This is a genomic window from Labrenzia sp. OB1 (assembly GCF_001624695.1).
GTDB lineage: Bacteria > Pseudomonadota > Alphaproteobacteria > Rhizobiales > Stappiaceae > Roseibium.
Window position 1 is genome coordinate 183,499 of record NZ_JSEP01000009.1, and the last position, 16,631, is coordinate 200,129.

Here is a 16,631-nt window from a genome sequence, read left to right on the forward strand (position 1 = left end):
CCTCAAACAGCCTCAGGTTGAAATCACAGGCAATCGATCATTTGGCGCCGGGATTTGCAAGGCCAAGCTCGACAATCAACGGCAGATGGTCAGATCCGATATCTGGGCCGGTCGACACGCTGATCACCTGCAGGTCATTGGTAACCGCGAACTGGTCGACAGGTGCGCCCAGAATCCAGTGCAGGCGGTAGTCGAAGAAGAACCGTGTCGTTTGCGGCCAGCGGCCCGGATAGGCGGTTTTCAGATCGTTTTCGCTCAGGACCTGTTGAAACCGGGCGGACCAGGGGGAACTGTTCCAGTCGCCGATGGCCAGGACCGGGCCGTCCTTTTCAGCTTTCAGCCCGGCGATGATCCCGTCGGCGGCGTCGAAATAGCGGCGTTTGTTCCGCCAGCGGGGTTCCGTGCGGGGACTGTCCGGATGAAGGGCCAGCAGATGCAGCGGCCCGGCATCTGTCTCCAGAGTCAGCGACAGCAGTTCCCGATCGGCGTTGTAGTAGACATCGGCGCCGGGAGGCAGATCGCCCTCAACGACTGTCGACATTTTCCGCCGGACGGGAAAGCGGGAATAGGCGACAAGGCCGCCCAGTTCACCGACCGTCAGATATTGCGGGAAGCCATGTTCGCCCGCGCTGCCGACGGGCAGGCCGAGACGCTGCCAGCGCCGTTCCTGGAGCCCCCAAAGGGTCTCCTGCAGAACAACAACGTCGGGCATTTCCTTCTCGAGAAAGGCCTGCAAAGTCCTGTCACCCAGAAACAGGTGCTCGATATTGATCGAGATAACCTTCACGGGAAGGCCTCCGGCCCGAAGCGGAGCGGGTTCGACCGTATTGTCCAATGTGCGGGCGCCTGTAAGCCCCGCAAGGCCGATGAGCGCTACGACGGCCAGAAACCAGACCGTTCTATAAAACAGGGCGAACCGGTGCCGCACGAAGAACCCCAGCGCGCCTCCCGCACACCCCAGCAGCCCGGCCGCGAGAAACTGTCTCAGAAAGAAGCTCATGTTGTCCGCGAGCCAGACATCGGGCGCTGCGAAGTTGGCGAGTCCTAGCGCGCAGACCGCAAGAGCGCCGAGGCAACCGCACCAGCCAATCAGCGAGAGCAGCGACCTGATCAATGATCTCGACTTCGAATTGTTTTTGAGCATCTTGAACCGATCGTGTCCGGTTGGTGTGGGCTTGCGCTATCGGGCTTCCGCCGCACGTGGCCATTGGAGCAGGTTGAAACACCTACTCGTGGAAATGGTCATAGACCAGTTTGGCGATGGCTTCGGAAATGCCCGGTACGGCGGCCAGATCGTCGACACCTGCCTTGGAGACGGCTTTGGCGGTACCGAAATGGCGCAGAAGGGCCTTTTTGCGTGTCGGGCCGACGCCGGCAATCTCATCCAGCGGGTTTCTGGTGATGTCCTTCTTGCGGCGAGCGCGGTGGCTGCCGATGGCGAAACGGTGGGCCTCGTCGCGCAGGCGCTGGACGAAATAGAGCACAGGATCGCGCGCCGGAAGCATGAAGGACTGGCGTCCGGGCATGAAGAACTTTTCCCGGCCCGCATCGCGGTCAGGTCCCTTGGCGATGCCGACAAGGGGCACATCGGTGATGCCGAGGCTTTCCAGCGTCTCTCGCGCGGCGGTCAATTGTCCCTGTCCGCCGTCGATCAGAAGCAGGTCCGGCCAGGCCGGCATATCACTTGCCGCGGAAGTCGTCTCCGTATCGTCCTGATTTTCCTGATGGGCGGCGTCTTCGGCGACAGGCGATGTCTCCCGGGCGTGTTCCTTGAGCAGGCGGGAAAAGCGGCGGCTCAGAACCTCGCGCATCATGCCGTAGTCGTCGCCGGGGACAAGGTCCTCGGACTTGATGTTGAACTTGCGGTACTGGCCCTTGGTGAAGCCTTCCATGCCCGCGACGATCATGCCCCCGACAGCGTTGGTTCCCATGATGTGGGAATTGTCATAGACCTCGATGCGCCGTGGCACGATCTCAAGACCGAACGCTTCCGCAACGCCCTTCAGGAGACGCGCCTGGCTGGAGGTTTCTGCAAGACGCCGCCCGAGCGCCTCGCGCGCATTGGTCAGGGCGTGGTCGACAAGCTCTTTCTTTTCGCCCCGCTTGGGCTTCGCGATCTCGATTTTCCTGCCCGAGCGTTCGCTCAGGGCTTCGGCGAGCAACTCCTGCTCGGCAAGCTCGTGGGACAGGAGGATCTGTTTCGGGGCGGGCTTGTCGTCATAGAACTGGGCGAGAAAACTCTCCAGAATGTCGGCTTCCTCAAAGGATTTGTCGGCTTTGGGGAAATAGGCCCGGTTGCCCCAGTTCTGGCCGGTGCGGAAGAAGAACACCTGAACACACGTCTGTCCGCCGTCCTGATGGATGGCAAAGACGTCCGCTTCCTCCACCGTCTGCGGATTGATGCCCTGATGAGCCTGAACGTGCGAAAGCGCGGAGAGGCGGTCGCGGTAAATCGCGGCGCGCTCGAACTCCAGATCCGCGGAGGCGGCTTCCATCTGTTTGGCGAGCTGGGTCTTGATCAACTGGCTGCGTCCGGACAGGAAGGCCTTGGCTTCCGAGACCAGGCCCACATAGTCCTGCGGATCGATTTCCCTTGTGCAGGGGGCTGCGCAACGCTTGATCTGATACTGCAGACAGGGACGGGTCCGGTTCTCGTAGTAGCTGTCCGAGCAGGTGCGGATCAGAAAGGCTTTCTGCAGGGCGTTGATCGTGCGGTCGACCGCTCCGGCGGAGGCGAACGGGCCGAAATACTCGCCCTTGCGTTTGCGTGCGCCCCGGTGTTTGACGATGGCGGGCGCTTCATGATCGCCGGTCACCAGGATATAGGGAAAGGACTTGTCGTCCCGCAGCAGAACGTTGAAGCGCGGGCGCAGGCGCTTGATCAGATTGGCTTCCAGAAGCAGGGCTTCCGGTTCCGTTCTTGTGACGACGAATTCCATCGCAGCCGTCGCCATGATCATGCGCATGATCCGGTTCGACTGGCCCTGCAGCCGCGTATAGCTGATGACCCGCTTCTTCAGGCTGCGTGCCTTGCCGACGTAAAGGACTTCGCCCTTGTCATCCAGCATCCGGTAGACACCCGGACCATTGGGCAGGCGTTTCACCTCGTCGGCGATTACCTCGACGCCCTTTTTCACGGGGGCGGCGTCTTCGCTGGCCGGGCTTTCTGCCGGATTTTGAGAATCAGACGTTTCCTGCATGCCTGACATTTAAGCGCGGAATGCCATTTGGGAAAGAGGCGGCCGCGGGCGAAGCCAGATCAGCTGACATGTCCAAGAAAATAAACGGCAGCCAGGTAGAGGCAGTAGGCCACTGTCATCGCCAGGCCGGAGAGCTTGTTGAGGCATATCCGGAATCCTGCAAAGGCGGTCAACAGCAGCGCGCAGGCGAGCATCACCCAGACGTCGAAATTCAGCACTTCGGCGGGAACGTCTATCGGGACGACGACGGCCGTGATGCCGATGATCGCCAGCAGATTGAAGATATTGGAGCCGATGACGTTGCCGATCGCCACCGCGCCGTGCTGGCGGATGGCGGCCATGACGGTTGTTGCCAGTTCCGGCAGCGAGGTGCCGAGGGCGATGACGGTCAGGCCGATCACGGCTTCGCTCACGCCCCACGCCGTCGCGATCGACGTTGCGCCCGTAATAGTGAAATGCGCGCCAAGGGGCAGGCCGACAAGGCCAAGGAGAACATAGGCAAGTGCGATCCAGATTGAATCCGGAACATCCTCGACATCTTCCAGGACATCGGACGCGTCAGGCTGTGCGTCCGCTACGGCGGCGCCCGCGGCGGCAGCGGCAATGGCCTTCTGTTCCTTGCGGTGTTTGCGGGCGGTCATGGTTGAGGCGGTCAGAAAGACGCCGAGCAGCGCCAGCAGAACCAGACCCGCCGGCAGTCCGATGGGCGTGAAGAAACACAGGGCGATGAACACCATCGTCACCGCGACCATGAACACCGCGTTGCGGGTCGCGCCGTTCTCGCCACACGGTGTTGCCGCGATCAGGGCGGGAAGGCCGAGGACCAGAAGGACATTGGCGATATTTGAACCGACGACATTGCCGATGGAGATACCACCGGCGCCTTCGAGAGCTGCTTTCAGGGAAATCACCAGTTCCGGAGCCGATGTGCCGAAGGCGACGATGGTCAGGCCAATGACCAGATTCGGAATTCCCAGCCTCTGCGCGATCCCGACAGACCCCCTGACCAAGACATCGCCGGCGATAATCAGAACAACCAATCCGCCTGCGAGGCTTACATAGTCAAAAAGCATTTAGGAATTCCGGTACGGGTTTGGTGTGAGGCTGCTGCGGGAGGGAGCGCCAAACGGGTTGAGCGCCTTATACGCAATAGATTGGTATGGGGAAAGCCGGGGGCAAGGATCTTTATGTGCATCGATGTGGCAATTTTTTCCGGCCGGTTTCGCGATTTGCAATCACCTTAAGCTATTTTTCATCGTGCCAGAATGTCGCCGTCATTTGTCATCAAAACTCCCAAATCTCAATCCTGATCCGCCACAAAGGCTCCCCATATCTGCAACGTGGGGAGTGTGAGGACGCGGCAGTGCCGCCCTCCTGCTCGTTATTGGCCGGCGTATTTCGGTCAACTCAGTTTGGTAAAGTGGATCTGGAGTATCTGTGATGAAACGTCTTGCACTTGCAAGTTTGGCACTGACGGCGGGGATCGCGCCTGTTTGGGCGGCAGACCTGGCGCAATCGCCGGCACCGGTCTATGAGGCGGTACCATCCCCACAACAGTCCATCGATTGGACCGGCCTTTATGTCGGTGGCAATCTCGGCTGGTCCTTTGGACAGTTCGACAACCGCGCGGGCGGCAACGACGGTCTGGATACCGATGCGAACGGCGTCGCGGGCGGTCTTTATACCGGCTACAATTTCCAGGTAACGCCGAATGTGGTGGTCGGTGCGGAAGCCGATTTCAGCCTCACCGACCTGGAAGAGAACAAGACCAGCAATGGTCTGACCGTTCAGTCCAAGTCTGACTGGAACTCCAACATCAGGGCGCGGCTGGGATACAGCTTCGACCGTTATCTGGTCTATGGTGCCGGCGGTCTGGCTCTTGCCGATCTCGAAGTTTCCGGAAACGGCGACAGCGACAGCAAGACCGCTCTCGGCTGGACGCTGGGTGCCGGTGGCGAGGCTGCCATCACCAACAACCTCAGCGCAAAGCTCGAATACGTGTATCAGGATTTCGGCGAACAGGATTTCAATCTGAACGGCACGGCTGTCAGCTCGGACCTGAGCACCTCCCAGGTACGCCTCGGTCTCGGCTACAAATTCTGACTGTCGAGACTGTCTGAAGAAATCGGCCCGGCACCGCAAGGTGCCGGGTTTTTTGTTACAAGTGGTTACATGCTTTTCAGAATTTCGCCCGGGAAGCATGATAAACATGTCGCCACAACGTGACGCGATGTTGTAGCGCTCTATATTTCGTAGCGGTTTCGGTTGGAGAGGTGAATGCGGTTTTTGATGCGTGGACTGTTGGGTCTGGCATTGATGGCGATAATGATCGGTTTTGCCGGCATTGGCGTCTACCATGTGTACACGGCCACGACGGCGGAGGAAAAAGTCCGCCAACGGCCTGCGCGCGAACGCAGCTATTCGGTGAATGTCGCTGAACTTGCTCCCGATACGATTTCGCCTGTCACCACCGCCTATGGAGAAATCGTGAGTTGGCGGTCGCTGGAGTTGCGCGCCAGCACCGAGGGCGTTCTGGTCGATGTGGCGCGAAAATTCCGTGACGGTGCAGCCGTTGCAGAAGGGGAATTGCTGCTCAGGATCGATCCGGCGAATGCAGAGTTTCTGGTCCTGGATGCGGAGGCCGCGCTGGCGGATGCGGAGGCTCAAAAGACCGAAGCCGAGGAAGCGATTGTCGGCGCGGAGCAGGAACTGGAGGCGGCCCGCCGCCAGCTGGTCCTCCGCCGGCAGTCTCTGGAGCGTCAGCAGCAGCTCAAGGACAAGGGCTATTCGACCGCCGTTCAGGTCGAGACCGAAGAACTTGGCGTCGCCTCGCTGGAACAGTCGCTCAGCAATCGGCTGCAATCGGTGATCACGGCCCGCAAGCGGGTCGAGCGCATGGACCTGACTGTCAAGCGGGCGCAATTCGCGCTGGGGGAAGCGCGTCGCGTGCTGAACGAAACAGCCCTGACGGCTCCTTTCAGCGGCAATTTATCCGAAGTCAACGCCACACTCGGCCGGCGGGTCAATCAGTCCGAAACCCTTGCCCTGCTGATAGACCCGGCCGCCCTGGAAGTGAAGTTTTCCCTGTCGACCAGCGAATTTTCCCGGCTTCTGGACGACAGCGGCAATCTCGTGAAGGCACCTGTGATCGTGACGTTGCAGCTTGGCGTCCGGTCGCTTGAAGTCGTTGGTCATATCGACCGGGCGGCCGCCGTGGTTTCGCAGGGAGAGGCGGGGCGGACCCTGTTCGCGACCCTCGAACTGGAACCTGGAACGGCGCTGCGCCCGGGCGATTTTGTCAAGGTGGACGTGCAGGAACCGGAACTCAGCGGTGTTGCGGTCGTTCCTTCGGCCGCAGTGACTGAGGACGGTCGCCTTATGATTGTCGGTGACGGCGACCGGATCCGGGAAATTCGCACGACCGTATTGCGCCGAATGGGGAATGAGGTTGTTCTGTCGGATGTGCCTTTCGGCGCGGATTATGTACGCGAACGGCTGCCGCAGCTCGGCACGGGTCTCAAGGTTACGCCGCGCCGCAGCGGTGAAGAGGAAGGCACACCGGCTGCTGACGCTCCCGAAACGGCCCGGGTCTCCGAGGCAGGGGAAAACGGCGCGCGCGGCGACCTGATCGCGCTTGAACCGGAGCGGCGGGCGGCGCTGATCGAACAGATCAACAGTTCCGACATTCCGGAAAACCGCAAGGCCAGACTGCTCGCCACGCTGAACCAGCCGATGGTGCCGAAAGATCTGATTGACCGGCTGGAACAGCGGCTTGGAAACAGGAGCTGATGGCCGATGTTTGCTGATGCCATGATGGGAGTGTCCTGACATGCGTTCTCCTGGCGGGTCGCAATTCGCGTCATTGCTGGATTACATGGTGCGCCACCGGACGGCGGCCAACCTGCTGCTTGCCATCATGCTGCTCAGCGGTATTGCCGCCGGCACGCAGATCAGGACCCAGTTCTTTCCCGATTTCGTGCGCGAAGAGGTGGATGTCGAGGTCAGCTGGCCGGGAGCGGGGCCGGAGGACATGGATCGGGCCATCGTCGAAATTCTCGGGCCGCCGCTTCTGGCGATCAACGGTGTTGACGAAGCCACGTCCGTCGCCCGTGAAGGCAAGGCGAGCATCGAACTTGAATTCGAAGACGGCTGGGACATGGGGCAGGCAACCGACGAGGTGAAAGCCGCCGTCGACCTTGCGCGTTCCAGTCTGCCGGACGGTATAGAAGAACCTGTCGTCAGCCGTAGCGTCTACAGCGACCGGGTGACCGATGTGGTCGTTTACGGGCCCGTGGACATCGATCAACTGGCCCGCTTCGCCGAAGACCTGCAGACAGTGCTGTTCCGTCAGGGTGTGACCCGGGTGGAGATCAGGGGGCTCGCCGACCCGATCATTCGGGTGAATGTTGGCGAAAGCATGCTCGTGCGGCACGGGCTGACCCTAGAGGAAATCGCGGACACCGTCTCGGCGGAAATGGAGACCACACCCGCGGGCGATGTGAGCGGCAGCGGCGCGCGGCTGCGTACGGGGCAGACCCGGCGATCCGAGCAGGACCTCGGTGAAATCGTGCTGAAGGCGCCCTCCCAGGGAGAAAAACTTCGACTGCGCGCTGTCGCCGGCATCCTGACGGAGGGCGTGGAAAGCGGGCGGGCCTATTATCACAAGGGCATGCCCGCCGTGCTGCTGAGGGTCAGCCGCAGCGCCCAGGGAGACACGATCGAGATCCAGAGAGCGGTGGAGACGATCACTGCCGATTTCCAGCGCACGTTGCCTGAAGGCGTGATTGTCCAGATGACCAATACAAGGTCGCAGGCGATTATCGACCGGTTGGACATTCTCGTCGAAAACGGGCTATTCGGACTCGCTCTGGTACTGCTTTTCCTTTTCCTCTTCCTGTCCGCACGCACGGCATTCTGGGTCGCGGCCGGCATTCCGGTGGCGATGGCTGCCACGATCGGCCTGATGTATGCCTTCGGGCTGACGCTGAACATGATTTCGGTCTTCGCGCTGATCATCTGTCTCGGCATTGTCGTCGATGACGCCATCGTTGTCGGGGAACATGCGGATTTTCTGCACAGGCGCGGATATTCGCCCGAGGAGGCTGCCAGCCTTGCCGCGCGGAGGATGACGGCGCCGGTGTTCAGCGCCTCGATCACCACTCTCATTGCCTTCGTCGGGCTGATGACCATAACGGGCCGGTTCGGCAGTCTGGTGGCCGATATACCCTTCACTGTCGCTGTGGTGCTGATCGCAAGTCTGGTCGAATCCTTTTTGATTCTGCCCGCGCACATGAACCACGCCCTCTCGGCGAGTAAAAAGCCACGCTGGTACGACATGCCGAACAGGCTCTTCAATCGCGGCTTTGTCTGGTTCCGGGAAACCCTGTTCCGCCGCTTCATCGGCTGGATCGTCACGGTGAGATATCCGGTGATCGGATTCGCGGTGATGATCCTGGGCCTGTCCGTTTCGCTCTTCTTCGACGGTACGGTGCGCTGGCGTTTCTTCAATGCGCCGGAGCGGGCTGTTGTCTCCGCGAGCATCGCCATGATGCCGGGAGCAAAACGCGACGATACCAAGGCGATGATCGCGGAGATGGAGCGGGCGCTGGATGTGGTCAACACGCGCTATGCCGTGGAACACGGAAGCGAACCGGTCATCTTCGCCCTGTCCACGGTCGGGGCAACCGCCGGGCGTGGGCTCAGCGGGGCCGATACCAAGGACATCGACCAGCTTGGCGGGATATCCATCGAACTTCTCGACCCGGACCTGAGGCCCTATTCCGCGTTCAAGTTCATCGGGGACTGGCGCGCTGAAATCCGCAAGCCGCCGCTGCTGGAAACACTTGCCTTGCGTGGTGAACGCTCGGGTCCGGGCGGGGATGCGATAGATGTCAGGCTGTACGGGACGTCCACTGAAGGTCTGAAGGCGGCGGCGGAAAGCCTCAAACAGGCGCTTGAACCGCTGGAAGGTGTCAGCGCGCTCGAGGATACGCTCGCCTATGACAAACCGGAGCTGAGCCTGACGCTTACACCGCGCGGCGAAGCGCTCGGTTTCACAACCGATGATGTCGCCCGCATCCTGCGCAACCGGCTGGAGGGTATCGAGGTCGCGGAATTTCCGGTCGGCCGGCGCACGGCGACAGTCAAAGTGCTGATACCGGATGAGGAGGCGGATTCATCCTTCCTCTATACGACCCGGGTGCGGACGGAGGCCGGGACGTATGTTTCCCTGAGCGAAGTCGTTCAGGTGGACAGCTCCTACGGGTTTGCATCCGTACGGCGCAACGATGGACTGCGCACGTTGCAGGTGACCGGTGATGTGTCGGAGGACGATCCGGCAGCGGCGGCACGGGTAACGGAGCTGCTGCAGAACGAGCTTCTGCCGCAACTCGCCGCGGAGTTCGATGTCGAAAGCGAGATGGCCGGCCTCGCGGAACAGGAAAAGTCGTTCCTGTCCGATGCGATGATCGGTTTCGCGCTCTGTCTGGCCGGTATTTACCTGACGCTCTGCTGGATCTTCGAATCCTGGACAAGGCCGCTGATGATCATGATCGTCATTCCCTTCGGCTGCGTCGGCATGATCTGGGGCCATTATCTGCATGGCATACCGTTGTCGATGTTCTCGGTGGTCGGGTTTATCGGCATGGCGGGGATCATCATCAACGACAGCATCGTTCTGGTCACGACCATCGACGAATACGCAAAGGATCACCCGTTCCGCGAAGCACTGGTCAACGGTGTCTGCGACCGCCTGCGGGCGGTTGTCCTGACGACCGCGACGACGGTATTCGGACTTGCTCCGCTGTTGTTCGAAACCAGCCGGCAGGCACAATTCCTCCTGCCGACGGTGGTCACGCTTGCCTATGGACTGGGAGTCGGGCTGCTGCTGGTGGTCCTGCTGACGCCGGCGCTTCTTGCCGTACAGAGCGATTTCGGCAGGTCGATAACCAGCGGCCGGCGGCTGCTGAAGGTCCGGGGACGCAAGTCTCTCCCGCGTGGCGGGGTATGACAATTCCACAATCGAAAAGCATCCGGCCCGCGTTCGGCTGAACGCGGGCCGGATGTGGTTGTTTTCGTTGCGGATCTGTCTTCAGGCCCCCTGCATTGCTCTTACAGGAACACCGAAACCAGGTTCGGCCATGTGAGAAGAATGAGCAGAGCCAGAAGCTGAATACCGATGAAGGGCAGGAAACCCTTGAAGATATCGGTCAGAGAGATGTGTGAGGGTGCCACGGATTTCAGATAGAACGCTGCCGGACCGAAAGGCGGTGACAGGAAGCTGACCTGCATGTTCATCGTGAACACCACCCCGAACCAGATCGCGACATGGCTGGGCTGGACATTGCCGAAGAAGCCAAGTTCGTCGACGGGCATCGCCATGACGATGGGCAGGAAGACCGGCATGATCAGCAAGACGATACCGACCCAGTCCATGAACATGCCCATGATCAGAAACACCACCATCATCACGAGTATGATGCCCATCGTGGGAAGTTCGGTTCCAACGATCAGATTGGCGACATAAGTCGGGCCGCCAACGAGCGTATAGGCGGAGGCCAGAGCTGCCGCGCCCACTGTTACCCAGATTATGGTTCCAGTGGATTTCATGGTGCGGATCAGTGAGTCGAGGAGCACTTCAGTGCTCATTTCGCGGCGCAGAACAGAGATCACGAAGACCGCGACCACACCCATTGCCGCCGCCTCTGTTATGCCGGTGATGCCACCGTATATGGACCCGAGCACAACGCCGATGACGACCAGCGGCGCGACAAGGCCCTTGCCCATATTCCACCCCTGCCGGATGCCGTCGCGGCCGAAAACGAACACGACAAGCAGGAAACCGACAAACAGTATGCCGAGCTGATATGGGATATCCGAGACCATGCCCCAGGTGATCGGATCGACACCCTCGGTCACATCGTTTGCCCCGGTCAGGGTGAAGAACAATGTGCGCACCAGGATCAAGGTGGTTGCCGCCAGAACGATGACGGTCATGAAACCGGCGAAGAGCTTGGCTTTTTCCCTGCCTTGCGGATCATCGGGATCCGGTTCGGGCAAGGGTGCCTGTTCCGGGTTCAACCGGGTTCTGACGATGATGTAGATCAGGAAGAAGGACGCCAGCATGAAGCCTGGAAGGAACGATGCGGTGAACAGAGCCTTGATGGAGGTTTCCGTGACAAGGCCATAAAAGATCAGAACAATCGACGGCGGAATCATGGTGCCAAGCGAACCGCTTGCACAGATCGTTCCGATGGCGAGGTTCTGGTTGTAACCGAGCCGGAGCATCTGGGGCAGGGCGATCAGACCAAGCAGAACAACTTCTCCGCCGATGATCCCGGACATGGCCGCCATGATTACGGCCATGATCGACGTGACGATCGCGATGCCGCCCCGCGTCCGGCTGAGCCAGACATTGAGCGAGGAATACATGTCTTTGGCTATGCCGCTTCGCTCCAGCAACGCGGCCATGAATATGAACAGCGGCACGGATATGAGGACGTAGTTCGTCATCTGCCGGTAGATCGCCTGGCCTATGACAGCCAGTGGGCCTCGGCCGAAATCCCGGAACAGCAGATCCGGCCCGAACTTCATTATCAGAATTGCGCCGGCCAGAGTTGCCGAGGCAAATCCCAGCGGCATTCCCAGGGCGAGAAGCAGGAACAGGCCCAGCAGCAGTAGAAGTGAAATCGTTCCAACGTCCATCCCGCTAGCCCTCGATATTCTTGCGTATGAGTTCGATTTCCTGCTCGTCGAGTTCATCGACCGGCAAGTGAGCTTCCGGCGCCTTGTTCCAGTCGGCGATCAAGTTGGACAAGGCCTGGATCGCCACCAGAAGCACAACGATCAAAATCGCGGGCTTGATGGTAGCGGGAATGGGGGGATCCCAAGCGGTCCCGAATGTTTCCCAGCGGAAAAACTTGGCGACCGCCTCGTTGTATCCACCCCAGATCAGCAGAAAGGCGAAGGTCCAGATCAGGAGCACCGAGATGACATCCGATAGCTTCTGGAGCCAACGGGGAAGCAGGTCATAGATGATATAGATACGGATATGGCTGCGCTGCTGCATCGCGTAGAGTCCGGAGAGCAGGAATACGAAGCCGGCTATCCAAAGGGAAAGCTCATTCGCCCAGAGTGTCGGTTTTTCGAAAACGTAGCGTGACACAACTTCAAAAAACATCACGAAGACAATGCCGGCGGTTGCGATCATGGACAGGCGCGCGCAAACCAGACTGACAATATCGAAGAAACCGGAAGGCGCAGGTTCGATTGCACCTCGGCTGTCGGAGAGGTAGACGCTCGAGGAAAGCAGAACGATGCTCAGCAGGATCAGCGTCAGGAACACGATCGGCGTTTCTCTTGGCGAGAGGAACTGCTTCATGCCGACATCGGAACCGAAAAACAGAACGCCCAGGATAAGCCAAAGCACGAGTGCGCCAGCGCCGAATATACTGGCCCACATGAGCAATCTGACCGGTTCTCTTGCGGAACCCAGCCACACACTTTCAGCTTGAACAGTCACAACGGCCTCCCTTGCGCGTTGACAATCCGGACAGAAGAGAAAAACGAGCCCCGGAGGGCTCGTTAACTCTACACATAGGCAAGGAGTTGGAGTCTAGTCGATTTTGCCAATGCGGCGGAGGAAAGCACGGTGTGCTTCCACCAGAGCCTTGGCTTCCGGTGTCTTGTCGGCCCAGCCGTCCCAGGCACGCTGTGCGCCGGCGCGGAACTCGGCACGGTCTTCCGCCGACCAGTCGTAGAGTATCACGCCCTTTTCCTTCAGCATTGTGGCCGCTTCTTCGTTGGCGATATGAATCGTCATCGAAGTCTTGAAAGCCAATGCCTGTGTCGCCGTTTCGATGATCGCCTTGATGTCGTCCGGAAAACTGTTCCAGACGTCGAGGTTAAACGTCACGTGGTCAACCGGCATCGAGTGGAAGCCGGGATAGGTGGCATGTCCGACGATGTCGTAGAGGCCGAGACCGACGTTGTTGGCGAGGCTGGATGCGTCCGCACCGTCAATGATGCCGGTTTCAAGCGACGTGAACACTTCCGTGAAGTCGATGACGATCGGAGAAGCGCCCAGTTCGGCGAAGATTTCGGTTTCAAGGCCCGGAGGAGACCGGAATTTCCAGTCCTTCAGGTCTTCGGGGCCGGCGATCGGCCGGGAAGAGGACATGGCTTCCTGACCGCCGGTCCACCAACCGACGAGATGCATGTTGTGCGCCTCGTAGAGCTCGTTGGCAGCCTCTTTACCGCCGCCGAAGTAGTAGAAGCTGTAAAGCTCCCAGGGCGTGTCATAGCCGCCCATGGGGTCGCCCACGAACTGGAATGCCGGATTTTTGCCGGTCTGGTAAGCGCCGCCATGCATTTCACCGTCGAGAATGCCGGTTGCAGCGGCGTCAAAACCCTCGACCGTGGCGACAACGGCCGACGACCAGAACATTTCGATTTCAACACGTCCACCGGACATGCGCTCGACATTGTCGATGAACTCCTGCGCCAGCTGACCCGACACGGACTCGGCCGAATACTGTGTTTGCAGGCGCAAATTGAAGTCGGCCGCGGCTGCTCCTGTCGCAAGACCAGCGGACAAGGCGGCAACAGCCGCCAGGCTAATGAATTTCATATCGTTCCTCCCAATTGCACATCTTTCCTCCCGGGAAAGACTGGCGACTACAGCGGTTTGGATTTTTCAGCGCGACAGCCACACCTTAAACTCGTAGTCACATCCGCTGATGCTGTCAACTTGTATTGATATTATACCACTAAACTAACATTTGTTATATATCTCGACCTTTAGTTGGTATACCAAATATGGGTCGGTTCGTCCGGAAAAAGTTCCAAAGACCGAAAACCTGAAACATGTGCTGAGAAACAACCGTGTCACTGATGAAAAACGCTACCATCGATCTCCCCTCCTTGCCACGTCAGCGGCTCGGCGATCAAATCGCCGATGTTCTTCGCCAACAAATCCTGTTGGGGCAGTTGCCTCCTGGCAAGAATATTCCGGAACGGGAAACCGCAGCTGCCCTCGGAGTGAGCCGCACGCCTTTGCGAGAAGGGCTTCTTGTTCTTGAAGCAGAGGGCCTTGTCGAAATGTCGCCCTCGAAAAGCCCGGTCGTGGCAAATCCCACATTTGTCGAGGTAAGCAACCTGCTTCTGGTGCAGTCGGCCCTGGAAGGGCTTGCGGGAGAATGTGCCTGCGACGAGGCCTCCGAGGGTGAAATCGACAAGATCGAGGACATGCACAAGATGATGCTCGCAAATGTGCAGGAGCCCGACCAAATAAAATTTTTCCAGATCGACATGGCCTTTCACGAGGCGATCGTCGCTTCTACGAAGAACGCTTCTCTGATCAAGACACACAAACAGTACCACTCGCGCCTGTGGCGGGTCCGGTTCCTGTCCGCGCGTCACCGGGCCGCCCGGGACAAGGCGATGATCGATCACGGCCGGATCGTCGAAGGGCTTCGGCTGCGTGACAAGGAGCAGGTTTCCTCCGAAATGAGAGAACACCTGAGGCGTGCAATCGACAACATCAGAATTGTGTTCGCCGAGGAGGAAACCTCCACGGCTGGCAATGGTTGAGGGGCAGACAGGGAATGGACAAGTATCGTTCGAAGTATTTGGCCAAGTCCAGATTGAGGTCGCAGGAATGGTTCAACAATCCGAACAATCCGGCGATGACGGCCCTCTATCTGGAGCGCTATCAGAATAACGGCTTCACGCCGGAAGAACTCCAGTCCGGCCGGCCTGTTGTCGGTATCGCCCAGTCCGGTTCCGAACTGACACCCTGCAACAAGATCCATCTTCTGCTTTCCGAGCGGATCAAGGCAGGCATTCGTGACGGCGGCGGGATACCGATCGAGTTTCCGATCCATCCGCTGCACGAGAACGGCAAGAGACCGACAGCGGCTCTGGACCGCAACCTCGCCTATCTGGGTCTGGTGGAGGTGCTGCACGGGTATCCGCTGGACGGTGTTGTTCTGACAACCGGATGTGACAAGACCACACCGGCGATGCTGATGGGAGCCGCCACCGTGGATCTGCCGGCAATCGTTCTGTCGGGGGGGCCGATGCTGGACGGCTGGTGGAAAGGCGAACTGGCGGGTTCAGGCACGATCATCTGGGAAAGCAGGCGGCTGCTCGCTGAAGGGGTCATCGATTACGACGAGTTCATCAGCCGCGTTTGCGCTTCCGCGCCGTCGCTGGGCCATTGCAACACGATGGGCACAGCAAGCACGATGAATGCCCTGGCTGAAGCGCTGGGAATGAGCCTGCCGGGCTGCGCCGCCATTCCGGCGCCGTTCCGCGAGCGCATGGGGATGGCCTATGAGACGGGCAAGCGCATCGTCGCGATGGTGGAAGAGGATCTGACCCCGTCGAAAGTGCTGACACGCGAGGCGTTCGAAAACGCCATCCGGGTTGCAACCGCAATAGGAGGGTCCACCAACGCGCCCCCGCATCTGCAGGCGATCGCGCGGCATATCGGCGTCGATCTCGATATTCATGACTGGCAGAAGCAAGGGTATGATCTGCCGCTTCTCGTCAACATGCAGCCGGCGGGCAAATATCTGGGCGAACGTTTCTTCCGGGCAGGGGGCATTCCCGCGGTCATGGGGGAATTGCTTCAGGAAGGGCTGTTGCATGACGATGTTCTGACGGTTTCCGGCAAGACACTGGCGGAAAATCTTGTCGATACCAGAAGCAGTGACCACGAGGTGATCGCGAGCGTGGCCAATCCGTTGCGCAAGAAGGCCGGGTTCATGGTTCTGAGCGGGAATCTGTTCGATTCCGCACTGATGAAGACCAGTGTGATCTCGGAGACGTTCCGGGCACGCTTTCTGAGCAAACCGGGGGCGGAAAACGTGTTCGATGCGCGGGCTGTCGTGTTCGAGGGGCCTGAACACTACCATGCGACACTGAACGATCCGGAGCTGGGTATCGACGAGGGCTGCATCCTGTTTATCCGGGGCACCGGCTGCGTCGGTTTTCCCGGGTCTGCAGAGGTCGTGAACATGCAGCCGCCGGACGCGCTTTTGAAAGAGGGGGTCATGCATCTGCCGACCGTTGGCGACGGCAGACAGTCGGGCACATCGGAAAGCCCCTCCATTCTCAATGCGTCGCCGGAGTCGGTTGTCGGCGGTGGTCTTGCCTTGCTCAAGAATGGTGACAAGGTTCGGCTGGACCTCAACAACCGCACACTCAATGCGCTGGTGGATGAAGCGGAGTGGAGCGACAGGCGCAAGAGCTGGTCTCCGCCCGATCTGGAGAACCAGACGCCCTGGCAAGAGTTGTACCGCGCGAATGTCGGCCAACTGGCGGAAGGTGGGTGTCTGGAAATGGCGACGTCCTATCAGAAGGTTCGCCATCAGATGCCGCGCGACAGCCACTGACTGAGTTTTTCATCCGATGCAGAGGAGCGTCGGC

General features: G+C 59.7%; 11 protein-coding genes. 5 read left to right on the plus strand and 6 right to left on the minus strand.

The annotated features are described in order from the left end of the window. Positions 1-37: 37 nt before the first annotated feature. The 3 genes from OA90_RS14405 to OA90_RS14415 all read right to left on the minus strand — a co-directional run bounded on the left by OA90_RS14405 (position 38) and on the right by OA90_RS14415 (position 4,273). The gene (locus OA90_RS14405; RefSeq protein WP_068412896.1) at positions 38-1,144 is read right to left on the minus strand and encodes an endonuclease/exonuclease/phosphatase family protein; all 1,107 of its coding nucleotides are present in this window, start codon (positions 1,142-1,144) and stop codon (positions 38-40) included. An 82-nt stretch (positions 1,145-1,226) separates the two neighbouring features. Beyond that, the gene (gene uvrC / locus OA90_RS14410) at positions 1,227-3,200 is read right to left on the minus strand and encodes an excinuclease ABC subunit UvrC (protein WP_082837059.1); all 1,974 of its coding nucleotides are present in this window, start codon (positions 3,198-3,200) and stop codon (positions 1,227-1,229) included. Between the two features lie 59 nt (positions 3,201-3,259). Next, the gene (locus tag OA90_RS14415; RefSeq protein ID WP_068412900.1) at positions 3,260-4,273 is read right to left on the minus strand and encodes a calcium/sodium antiporter; all 1,014 of its coding nucleotides are present in this window, start codon (positions 4,271-4,273) and stop codon (positions 3,260-3,262) included. Between the two features lie 367 nt (positions 4,274-4,640). Here OA90_RS14415 and OA90_RS14420 point away from each other — a divergent pair, with 367 nt between their 5' ends. The 3 genes from OA90_RS14420 to OA90_RS14430 all read left to right on the plus strand — a co-directional run bounded on the left by OA90_RS14420 (position 4,641) and on the right by OA90_RS14430 (position 10,209). Then, positions 4,641-5,303 carry an outer membrane protein gene (locus OA90_RS14420; RefSeq protein ID WP_068412902.1) on the plus strand — a complete coding sequence of 221 codons (663 nt, stop codon included), beginning with the start codon at positions 4,641-4,643 and terminating at the stop codon, positions 5,301-5,303. Positions 5,304-5,477: 174 nt separating this feature from the next. Beyond that, positions 5,478-6,989 carry an HlyD family efflux transporter periplasmic adaptor subunit gene (locus OA90_RS14425; protein WP_068412905.1) on the plus strand — a complete coding sequence of 504 codons (1,512 nt, stop codon included), beginning with the start codon at positions 5,478-5,480 and terminating at the stop codon, positions 6,987-6,989. A 40-nt stretch (positions 6,990-7,029) separates the two neighbouring features. Then, entirely contained in the window at positions 7,030-10,209 is a 3,180-nt protein-coding gene (locus OA90_RS14430) for an efflux RND transporter permease subunit (RefSeq protein WP_068412907.1), read from the plus strand. A gap of 101 nt (positions 10,210-10,310) precedes the next feature. Here the strand turns inward: OA90_RS14430 and OA90_RS14435 are convergent, their stop codons facing one another. From OA90_RS14435 to OA90_RS14445, 3 genes are all read right to left on the minus strand, one after another. Continuing rightward, positions 10,311-11,903, minus strand: a complete 1,593-nt coding sequence (locus OA90_RS14435; RefSeq protein WP_068412911.1) for a TRAP transporter large permease subunit — start codon at positions 11,901-11,903, stop codon at positions 10,311-10,313. A gap of 4 nt (positions 11,904-11,907) precedes the next feature. Continuing rightward, positions 11,908-12,720: a TRAP transporter small permease gene (locus OA90_RS14440; protein WP_244274626.1), complete on the minus strand. Its 813-nt coding sequence runs from the start codon at positions 12,718-12,720 to the stop codon at positions 11,908-11,910. Between the two features lie 93 nt (positions 12,721-12,813). Beyond that, on the minus strand, positions 12,814-13,827 hold the full coding sequence (locus OA90_RS14445; RefSeq protein WP_068412914.1) for a TRAP transporter substrate-binding protein: 1,014 nt from the start codon (positions 13,825-13,827) through the stop codon (positions 12,814-12,816). 263 nt (positions 13,828-14,090) lie between these two features. Here OA90_RS14445 and OA90_RS14450 point away from each other — a divergent pair, with 263 nt between their 5' ends. Together OA90_RS14450 and OA90_RS14455 are read left to right on the plus strand one after the other, a co-directional pair. Next, complete coding sequence (locus tag OA90_RS14450) at positions 14,091-14,789, plus strand: GntR family transcriptional regulator (protein WP_068412917.1); 699 nt, start codon at positions 14,091-14,093, stop codon at positions 14,787-14,789. Between the two features lie 14 nt (positions 14,790-14,803). After that, on the plus strand, positions 14,804-16,597 hold the full coding sequence (locus tag OA90_RS14455; protein ID WP_068412920.1) for an IlvD/Edd family dehydratase: 1,794 nt from the start codon (positions 14,804-14,806) through the stop codon (positions 16,595-16,597). Positions 16,598-16,631: the final 34 nt, after the last annotated feature.